Source organism: Neptuniibacter caesariensis (assembly GCF_000153345.1).
GTDB lineage: Bacteria > Pseudomonadota > Gammaproteobacteria > Pseudomonadales > Balneatricaceae > Neptuniibacter > Neptuniibacter caesariensis.
The window spans coordinates 1,084,847-1,093,041 of record NZ_CH724125.1 but is presented as its reverse complement, the minus strand read 5'-3'; the positions used below and the strand labels follow the sequence as shown (position 1 = coordinate 1,093,041).

The 8,195-nt window shown below is 44.2% G+C and carries 4 protein-coding genes and 1 pseudogene; all 5 read right to left on the bottom strand.

What is annotated here, in order from left to right; genetic code table 11:
* Window positions 1-37: 37 nt before the first annotated feature.
* Complete coding sequence (locus MED92_RS05210) at window positions 38-691, bottom strand: MlaA family lipoprotein (protein ID WP_007020459.1); 654 nt, start codon at window positions 689-691, stop codon at window positions 38-40.
* 174 nt (window positions 692-865) lie between these two features.
* Window positions 866-1,732, bottom strand: a complete 867-nt coding sequence (locus tag MED92_RS05205) for a porin (RefSeq protein WP_007020458.1) — start codon at window positions 1,730-1,732, stop codon at window positions 866-868.
* 381 nt (window positions 1,733-2,113) lie between these two features.
* Window positions 2,114-3,858, bottom strand: a pseudogene (locus MED92_RS19215) (DUF3418 domain-containing protein).
* An 11-nt stretch (window positions 3,859-3,869) separates the two neighbouring features.
* The gene (hrpA, locus tag MED92_RS19210) at window positions 3,870-6,032 is read right to left on the bottom strand and encodes an ATP-dependent RNA helicase HrpA (protein WP_007020455.1); all 2,163 of its coding nucleotides are present in this window, start codon (window positions 6,030-6,032) and stop codon (window positions 3,870-3,872) included.
* A gap of 86 nt (window positions 6,033-6,118) precedes the next feature.
* Window positions 6,119-7,906, bottom strand: a complete 1,788-nt coding sequence (locus tag MED92_RS05195) for a methyl-accepting chemotaxis protein (protein ID WP_007020454.1) — start codon at window positions 7,904-7,906, stop codon at window positions 6,119-6,121.
* Between the last annotated feature and the right edge of the window lie 289 nt (window positions 7,907-8,195).

Sequence of the window (8,195 nt, the reverse complement as noted above, 5' to 3'; positions counted from 1 at the left end):
CTTTTCGTCGTAATTTTCGGCATCACCATCCGAGATCTCATAAGCACGTTTTGCAGATATGCATCACGAACGAAGATATATTTATCACTGAAATCAGCTTTTCAGCCTCAAGAAGCTGAGCACGGCCATCAATAACGCGGGTAATATAAAGTGCATTACGGTCACTGTTATCACCAGCATGCATGACAGGGTCAACCATTGAATCTGGAATTTTGCCGATTCCGTCACGAACAGTGGTAGGACCGAAGAAAGGTAGCACTAGGTAAGGGCCGCTACTTGCCCCCCAGTAGCCAAAAGTCTGACCAAAGTCTTCATTGTGCTTTTCAATACCCATAGGGGTCGCAACATCGATCAGGCCAGCCAGACCGAACGTAGTATTAAAAGTAATACGCGCAAAATCTTGGCCTGCATTTTCAAATTTGCCCTGAAGTATATTGTTCAGCATAGTACCAACATCAGCCAGGTTCGCGAAGAAGTTACTAACCCCTTTCTCTGCAGGGTCAGGCATAACAGCCTTATAACCCTGAGCAAGCGGTTTAAGGGCATAAGTGTCCAAACCATCATTGAAGTTAAACATTGTTCTGTTGAAACCTTCCCAAGGATCAACATTAACTTCGTCAGCAGTTACAGGCTGAGCCAGAGTAGCCGCCAAAGTGCCAGCCAGTAATAAACCATGTAGTTTGGCTTTCATGCAGGTTCCCTTCTATTTCCCCACTAAAAAGAACCTCTATTCTAGCTGAGAAATTCAAATAAAAAAAATAGGAAAAAGGCTTAATTTATAAAAGGTTACTTATAAGCTTAAAACAAAACGAAAAAAGGCTTCCCGAAGGAAGCCTTTTTTTAATTTCCATAAGGAAATTTAGACTTAGAAGTCTACGCGGTAACCAACTTCAACGCCTTCAACGCCACGAAGTTCACGGTATGCAGCGAATACGCGAGCCTGTTTACCCAGCTTCTGCTGAACTTCCAGAGACCAGCTTTCGTCTGCAGCAGAGTCTTCGTCAGTGAAGCTAGCTAGCAGCTTAGTGTTTTCGATGGAGTAAGAACCAGCGATAGACCACTCATCACCAGCAGCACCGTGGTTGATTTCGTCGTCCTGTACGCGAGCACCAACATAGAAGTTGTCAGCAGCGTAAGAAACAGCCAGTGCAGTAGTATCTGTGTTAGCGTTTTCGTTACCCAGGTAAGAAGCAGCTACATGCAGACCGTCCATTGAGTACTTAACAGCAACGTGAGTAGTATCAATGTCTTCAGTACCAGTAGCAGCGTCAGCGATTACAGCAGCAGCAGCCTGGAAGCCGTTCATGTTTGGAGAGATGTATGCCAGAGTGTTGCCTACACGAGTGAAGCCAGCGTCAGCACCAGAAGCATCGTTGTCCAGGATATCAGTTACAGCTGCAGTCCACAGGTAGTGAGGAGTCCACATCTGACCTGCTTGCGCAGTACCGAAATCACCAGTAACACCGATCAGAGCCAGACGGCCGCCGTTCCAACCAGTAGCGTCGTCAGCACGTACAGCCTGTTCGAACTGATAGATAGCTTTCGCACCAGAGAAAAGCTCAGAAGAACCTTTGATACCGATACGAGAAGTGTTGTCAGCCAGGTCTAGATCAGCACCGTCCTGATCTGTCAGAGACAGACGTAGAGAACCGTACAGAGTAGCGTCAGCCTGAGCAACCATTGGAGCCGTCAGAGCACCAGCAACAGCCAGAGCGATGATAGACTTTTTCATCTAAATTTCCCCTTCAATATATTCAACATACTAGTAGTGAATTTTTAATTTTTCTTAGCATAACGCATTTCACACGCTATTACGCTATGAAAATACTATAAAAAGAAAAAAATTCAAACATGTGAATTAAATTTTTCTTTTAATAACTGTTTCGGCGGTTTCTACAAAAGCTTTAGATCGAGAAACCTAGTTATTTGTTTTTCTTCTTATTTAACCTGCTTAGATACTACTTCTATCAAGCTATAGTCAGATTACAAAGCAAATAACATTAATTTGCGCGCATTACATCATACCCCATAGGTATGTGCAACCTTTGTTCTATGGTTAGAACCGCATAATTACCCCGACAAAAGTATTAGGCCGCTTGAAAATTGATCTATATCAAATCTGAACCTTTGCCCACTGCTGTTTGAGGCGTTTTTCAGAAACCGTATAAGGGGTTTTAAGCTGCTGAGCAAATAAAGAAACCCGGTATTCTTCAATCATCCATCTGTATATTTCTAACTCTGGATCGTAGATGCCCTGCGCATGCAATTTATCTTTTCGTTTTTCATATTGCAGGTACAGTTGCGATAACTGATCACTATAGAGGCATTCCTGCCTTAGGTTTCTCCTGAACTTTTCTAAACGTAAATCTGCAGCCTGAAGGTAACGCGGATAATTTTGTAGGCGTTCAAAAGATTGCTCTTTGATAAACCCATGACAACAAAGCTGCGAAATTTGCTGCTTAACATCATTCAGTACAGGGACCTCATTCAACTGCACTTTACCTTTAAGGCGCTTCTGTATCTGGTTCATAGAGGTAACAATCTTTGTAACCAGATTCACTGTGAGTTCGCACTGCGATACCAGATCCGCTTTACACCCTTTAAGTGCTTGCTCAAAGCTACCTCTGGACCGAATCAGCTCTTGATCAAGCTTCAGCAAGGTTCTGACCGACTGCGAAATGATATCCGCTTCCAACTGCTTAGGGTTCAGTAGCCCTCCACTGAGTAGAACCAGTGAAGCGAGCTTCTCTTTCGTTAATAGTTTTTTCGCAAACCTAACCTGCTCTTTCATATTGAGCAGGGCCAGACGGACAATACCATGGGTCGAGGCAAGCAACGCATCCGCTTTATGACTTTTGAGGCATAGGGTCACCGAATCCCCCTCATCAATCAACGCGGGATAAGCTTCCACTTCAACTCCAGCATATTTACTGATCCTACAGCTCTCTTGTAGCTCATCAAAATCCCAATCAACCAGCCCGATCCGTCCCCAGTCACTATCATTGTTCTTCGTCAGTTGTTCATTTATCTGAGATGAGAATTCCTGGTTCAATGCTTCCCAGTTACGGCTCTCTTTTAGAAGTCTGCCCTTTTCATCGACTAAACGAATATTCATCTGTAGATGATCGGTTAACTCGCCACTTCTAAGCTGCTCCTCCTGAACACGAACCCCGGTCATTCTTAACAACTGATGTGCAAAAACCTCATAGAGGTTACCCACGCCAAACTCAACCGCCTGAACAAATGCATCAACATAATTAGGTACTGGGACAAAATGCTTCCTTAGTTGCTTAGGTAGACCCTTAAGAATGGCTGTACATTTCTCCTCCAGCATACCTGGAACTAACCATTCCATCTGCTGTGTAGGAATTGATGTCAACAATGGCAAAGGCAGTTGAACGGTAACACCATCATCATTTGCACCGGGCTCAAAGTTGTAAAACAACTTTAGGCGCGCATCATCCCATTGAAAATAATCCGGATAGGCTGTTGCAGTCACATGATCAGCTGAGCGCTGCAGGATGTCTTCTTCCTGCATCAGCATCGCATCTGGGGTTTGCTGTTCTATCTCTTTACGCCACTTTTCAAAACCCGCGCCATTAACAACATGCTCACCCTGCATAGACTTCATGCGCAGACGATAAAACTCGTAAAGCTGCTCTTCATCAACCAGCAAATCTTTACGGCGGGACTTCGCTTCGAGCTTTTCAATACCTTTCAGAGAGCACGGTTCTGCTTAATAAAGGACGCTTTCGAATTAAGCTCGCCTTCTACTAGCGCCTGCCGCACGAAAATTTCATGAGAAAGCTCATGATCGATTTTACCAAAGCTGACTTTACGCTTAGGAACAATGATCAATCCATATAAGGTCAGTGCTCTGTAGCAACAACTTCGGAACGCTTTTTCTCCCAATGGGGTTCACTGTAATTTTTCTTAACCAGATGAGGACCCAACTTCTCAGCCCAAACCGGATCAACCTTCGCAATACACCGCGCATATAACTGACTCGTCTCTACCAACTCCGCTGCCATGACCCATTTAGGCGCCTTCTTATAGACAATAGAGCCAGGAAATAGGAAGAAACGCCGGTTTCTCGCACCTAAGTATTCCTTACCCTCTTGCTTGAAACCCATATGGCTTAAAAGCCCTGCCAAAAGGGATCGATGGACCGCTTCATAAGACGCAGGTTCTTCGCGCTCAATAAACTTACTATCCTGCTCTTTTATCTCTTTGCAGATAATATGCAGTTGGCGATGAGTATCTCTCCATTCACGCATACGCATGTATGAAAGGAAGTTCTTCAAACAATATTTACGTAACTGATTCTGGCTAAGCGCCTGCCTCTGCTCTTCATAGAGATCCCATAAATTCACAAAAGTCAGAAAATCGGATTCTTCATGAGCATACAAACGATGTTTCTCATCACTCGCCTGACGCTTATCCTGAGGACGCTCTCGTGGATCCTGGATACTCAAGGCACTCACAATGATCAGGACTTCACGCAGACAGTTATTCCTGCTTGCCTCAATCACCATCCGACCTAGTCGCGGATCTATCGGCAACTTTGAAAGTTGCCAGCCAATCCGGGTGATATGACGTTTACTATCAACAGCCCCTAGCTCCTGCAGTAACTTGAAACCATCATTGATATAACGGTTATCAGGCGGATCGACAAACGGGAACTCTGATATATCACCCAACTTAAGTGACAGCATTTGTAAGATAACCGCTGCCAGATTGGTTCGCCTGATTTCGGCATCGGTAAATTCAGGGCGACTAAAAAAATCTTCTTCAGAAAAGAGACGGATGCAAGTACCTTCAGATACACGCCCGCATCGCCCGGATCGCTGGTTAGCACTTGCTTGTGAAATCGCTTCAACAGGAAGACGCTGTACCTTTGAACGGTAGCTATAGCGACTTACTCTAGCCAACCCCGTGTCGATAACATACTTAATACCGGGAACAGTAAGGGAGGTTTCAGCGACGTTAGTGGAAAGAACAATACGCGTACCTACACTTCCCTTGCCTCGCTGAAAAACCCTGTTTTGTTCTGCTAACGAAAGTCTTGCATATAAAGGAAGTACATCGACACTTTTAAGGTCTGCCTTACGAAGCAGATCAGCAGCTTCGCGAATTTCACTCTCTCCCGGCAGGAAAATCAGAATATCGCCCTGCGGACCTCGCCCCTGTTTCCTTTCCATATCCAGCAATTCTTCTACTGCAGCGAGAATTCCTTGCTGCATATCGATCGCTTTTTCGTCCTCGCCTTCTAACTCATGCAAAGGTCGATACAACACATCAACAGGATAGGTTCTTCCCGACACCTCAATGATCGGCGCATCATTAAAGTGCTTAGAAAAACGTTCCAGATCGATCGTCGCTGACGTGATAATGACTTTAAGGTCTGGACGCTTAGGCAGGATTCTTTTGATATAACCCAGCAAGAAGTCGATGTTCAGACTCCGCTCATGAGCTTCATCGATAATAAGCACTTCATACTGTTCGAGAAAACGATCGTGCTTCGTTTCTGCCAGAAGAATACCGTCGGTCATTAACTTGACCTGAGTGGTATCGCTCACCTGATCATGGAATCTAACTTGATATCCGACCCGGTCCCCTAGCGTTGTATTCAACTCCTCTGCAATTCGAGAGGCTACCGTACGAGCAGCCAAACGGCGCGGCTGGGTATGACCAATCAACCCTTTGCAACCCAACCCAAGATCCAGACAGATTTTGGGCAACTGGGTCGTTTTACCTGATCCGGTTTCACCGGCTAAAACAACAACCTGGTTCTCACTTATTGCCTTGGTAATTTCGTCCCTACGGGCACTAATGGGTAGGTCCGGGTAGTGAATTTCATCGCGATTAGTACGCTTCTCTACCCACTGAATAGATTCGTCAATTTTCTCAGCAGCATGCGCCAGTATCTTTTCATCTTTTCTGGCACGATCGATCATACGACGAATTTTAAACCGATCAGCAATGCGACATTCAGAAAGCAGGGTATTGAGTTGGCGAGGAGTAAAAGACAATTTGGAGCGATCCGTAGGCTAAAAACGCAAAATTTTAGCACGCCCTAAACAAAAACGCAGAGTTTACACTCTGCGTTTTAAAGGGGTTAATCTTCCACATCCAATAGGATATCCGGCAGAAAGCCGGTACAGAAATTACCCCAGTGCCGACCATCAACATACAAAGGGACCGAGATTGAATTCATAATCTCACCGGTATCCCTTATAAAAGTCAGTAAAAGAAATGGAGATGTCTGGTTAGCTCGGCGTAATTCAGCATGAGTACCGTTATACATGCGTCGGTGACGGCTTAGCGCATTATCCTGGGCAAAGTCTCCAGTCATAGGCTTGGATATCTTACTGTTATGCGCCGGACAATAGCCGTTTAAATCAAACGAACAAGCGATCGCGAACTGCGGATTTTCAGCCGTAATACGGTCATATATTGGCTGAAGTACTTTTTCGAAAGCATCGGTATAGGAAGTATCAAATTTCTCAGGCAGTTGATTAGGGTTGGTTCTTATATAGTGAGTATCAAAGAGATTCAATCCCTGACCACTCAGTTGATTCAATCCTTCCTGTACCTGAGCAGCGCCCTCTTTGGTAATACGCAGCACATCCTCAAAACCACCAAAACCTATACTGAAACGGGACAATAACTCCTGCATCTGTTCAGTAGCACCTTCAAGCTCAACAGAGTGTTGCGTTGAAAGCTCCATCTCTGAACGAATAGCACCAGACAGTTTAGCTATTTCGCTCACGTGGGTATGGGTATTTTCATTGGTGTATGACAACTCTTCGATAGCAGCGCTTATGTCATTCATCTGCCCGCTAACCGTTTCGAAATCAACAATCATCGATTCAAATTTATCGTTTGTTTGCTGAATATAACCATCCGTTTCAGAAACAAACTGCATAATATTTGAAGCACCTGCACGGGTATTCTGTACCAAAGAGACCATCTGATTAACGTTGACATCAATTTCTTTGGTCGCTTCATTTACCTTTTGCGAAAGCGTCCTTACTTCATCGGCTACAACTGAGAAACCACGCCCGGCTTCACCCGCTCGAGCGGCCTCAATAGAAGCATTCAAGGCTAACAAGTTGGTTTGATCTGAAAAATCCTGAACCAGACCTAACACCTGCAAAATGTTGTCGGAGTTTTCTGAAAGCTGTTGAACCACTGAGAGAAAATCAGACACCTGCGTTTCAATCGCGCGCATCTTCTCTTTTACCTGGCGCATCTCTTCACCCGCACCGCGGATTTCAGCAAGGTTTTTATCATTACTGTTGGCAATATTCTGCGTATGCTCTGCTATACCACCAATCGCTTGTGACGCTTCCTGGCTCGCCTGAAATACTTTTTGTGCAGTTTCCTCCTGACTGGATGCCGATTTTTCCGCATCCAAAATCACTTTTTGCAACTGACTTGCGCTTAAAGCCACCTTTACGCTTCGCTGTCGCGTATCTGCAATCATCTTTTTAAGGCTATCAGAGAACTCGTTATAGCTTTTAGCCATCTCTGATATCTCATCGTGAGTGTAATCTGGAAGCGTGGCAGAAATGTCGCCTCCCCTATCTTTAACGGCACCCAACACATTAATCATGTCCCGAATCGGCTTAGGAAAAAGGTGCCGCATGAACATAATGGTAAAAAGGCCGATAACAACAACCGTAGCGACAAGGCAAATTGCAAAAGTCGGAAGTAGATCGTTTATACCCAGCAAACCTTGTTTTACCGCTTCGCCATCGAGTGCAGACAAAACTTGCAGCTGACTATAAAGCCAATAGACACCTAACAGAACAAAAACGTTAGGTAGTAGAAGAAAGACAACATTACCCGTTATTTTCTTGGTCAGAGTGTTGAAAAACAGCCTCTCAACAGTCTTATACATACTCACAGCAAACACCTCTTATTTTATTTTTGGCTAGCAGAGCAACAACTAATAAGACACAAAGATAGCACAAAACAGCCATACCTTAGTATCATTTTCACAAAAACCGCCATTTTGTTACATCTCGATACAAAATAAAAAAATACTCAAAAAACCCACAAATAAAGCCAATAAAAACAATAAACTAATCAATAAAACTTAACATGATACTTAAATCAACAACCGATACATCGATCTGATTCAAGTCAATTCATGACACACAATTAACATTTTATATTTGATTTTATGT